Source organism: Oligella sp. HMSC05A10 (genome assembly GCF_001808335.1).
Taxonomy (GTDB): Bacteria; Pseudomonadota; Gammaproteobacteria; order Burkholderiales; family Burkholderiaceae_B; genus Oligella; species Oligella urethralis.
The window spans coordinates 1-1829 of the sequence record NZ_KV792971.1; the positions used below are offsets into that span (position 1 = coordinate 1).

Annotated in this window: 3 protein-coding genes; 1 reads left to right on the forward strand and 2 read right to left on the reverse strand. The window is 35.3% G+C overall.

Annotated elements, in window-relative coordinates; translation table 11 throughout:
- Window positions 1-26 precede the first annotated feature (26 nt).
- Both HMPREF3144_RS11325 and HMPREF3144_RS11750 read right to left on the reverse strand, forming a co-directional pair.
- Window positions 27-395, reverse strand: a complete 369-nt coding sequence (locus tag HMPREF3144_RS11325) for a hypothetical protein (protein ID WP_070477967.1) — start codon at window positions 393-395, stop codon at window positions 27-29.
- A 111-nt stretch (window positions 396-506) separates the two neighbouring features.
- Entirely contained in the window at window positions 507-659 is a 153-nt protein-coding gene (locus HMPREF3144_RS11750) for a hypothetical protein (RefSeq protein WP_168163069.1), read from the reverse strand.
- Between the two features lie 362 nt (window positions 660-1021).
- Between HMPREF3144_RS11750 and HMPREF3144_RS11330 the strand changes: the two genes are divergently transcribed.
- On the forward strand, window positions 1022-1696 hold the full coding sequence (locus HMPREF3144_RS11330) for a hypothetical protein (RefSeq protein WP_036561442.1): 675 nt from the start codon (window positions 1022-1024) through the stop codon (window positions 1694-1696).
- The last annotated feature ends 133 nt before the right edge of the window (window positions 1697-1829 follow it).

Sequence of the window (1829 nt, forward strand, 5' to 3'; positions counted from 1 at the left end):
CTAAAAGGTGTTCCTAAAAATGGGGGTCATACAATTTCAGTGTAGTAGTGTTCTAAATTATTTCTGAGCTGGTTTATTTCTTTAAAAGTTTCCCAGTCAACTGAAATGTTTAAGTCTTTAAATCTCTTACTTATTTCAACAGAATTAACCGTGTTTTTGCCTGTTCCTTTTATAACAAGCTCATCATTTTCATAAATAAAAGAAATATCTTGTTTTATCAATAATTCTTTATCATGATCTGGCGACAGTAGGCATAGTTTTTCTTTGTAAAGAAGCAATATGCCTGCAACGATATTTCGTACTGCAGAAATGGCGCGTTTGGCATCTTTCTTTGATAGTGTGTAATCTTCAACTCCTACCTTGATTGAGTTGATTGCATTTTTATAAATGTTCATAGCCTAATCATAAGTTTCGGTTGTGTTTTTTCTGCCCATAGGACTGACTGTTATCATAAACTAAGTGATTCTAATCAGAGTATTGTTTGTATTTAAATATAAAGTTTCGCATCACCACCAGCGAATAACATATAGTGCAGCAACAAGAATAGAGCCGCAGGTTGCAATCAAGGCCGCATTAGCTAATTTATTACTGACTTTATCGGCGCCTTCTTCACTCATCTTTCCGTTTATCTTAATTTGTTTTTTTAGTTTAATACTCATCTATTTACCTCAGACGTATTTTGTTAGGGAGCAAGCTCAGAACTTTTTAGTGGTTCTGAGTTTTTCATTCAAATTCGTTACTCTAGATTGAACGTGTATGAGATAATTGTCTTTTAAAGTAGTTTAAAGGTTTAGTTTTAGTTCTTTGTTATGGCTTATAACAAAGAGTTTGTAGAAAAGTAGAGCGTTTGATGATCGTTTTTATCAAGAGGTTTTTGATGTATAATAGCCTTGAGCACTAGTAGGTGCTTGCCGTCCGCAATGGCGAAGTTCAGTCACTACTTTCTCTTCAATTAAAGTCACTATAAGATTTTTTTGGCTTTACTTAGCGGGCACTAAAGCATTAAAAAGAAGGTCTTATTATGCATATAAATCTACGAAGTCTAAAAAAAGAGGCTCGTATTCGCAGCCGTCAAAACAAGTCGCTACGCTTGAGCGAAGTGTTAGATGCTTTATCTGTAGAAAGATATAAAGTTCGGGATTATCATCAGTTACTAAAAAGCTATGAGAAGCAGCTAAACTCTCATATAAAAGAAAAACATGATGATTTGAGTTGGTGTGAGTTTTGTGACTTTCAGTTTGTTCGAACTATTGAAGCTGACATACAAGAACACAGTGAACGTCACTCATTATTTGATGATGCCTTTGAGTTATTTGGTTATCTTCCCATGCAGTACTCTAAGAGAGAGAAGATAAAAAAACTTGGGTATCGTAAACTACATTCTAAAAAAGCTACTGAGCAGGAGAATGGTGCTTTATTGGTGTTGTTAGCACACTACGATCGCTCTCTTGAACATGCAATTGAGATGGGTCGTTACCATAACCATCCAAATATTAGTGAGTATATAAGCGTAGCACTTAATAGTGCGATGTTTATTCCTCTTCCTATACGAGAAAATCTTAAAAATATGTTTGAAAGTAAAGAGGGGGAGCTTGATGGTTCGTACTGGCCTAATAGCGTTTTTCCTGGAACTAAGGTTGTAAAAAATCAAAAAGATGTGATTAGAGAGCGTTTGCTCAAGCTAGTGGACTTTTAACTCTGTTAATCATTGTTAGATAAAGGAAAAGGGCTCATGTAGTGAGTCCTTTTCCTTCCCTGAATCCTTACTCAATCGTCTTAGCTAGTAGTGTCACACGGTAATCACCCCATTTTTAATAGCAGTTGGCAGT

Coding starts and splice junctions, on each gene's coding strand:
- HMPREF3144_RS11330 (WP_036561442.1), top strand. CDS start 1,022: ATGCATATAAATCTACGAAGTCTAAAAAAAGAGGCTCGTATTCGCAGC.
- HMPREF3144_RS11750 (WP_168163069.1), bottom strand. CDS start 659: ATGAGTATTAAACTAAAAAAACAAATTAAGATAAACGGAAAGATGAGT.
- HMPREF3144_RS11325 (WP_070477967.1), bottom strand. CDS start 395: ATGAACATTTATAAAAATGCAATCAACTCAATCAAGGTAGGAGTTGAA.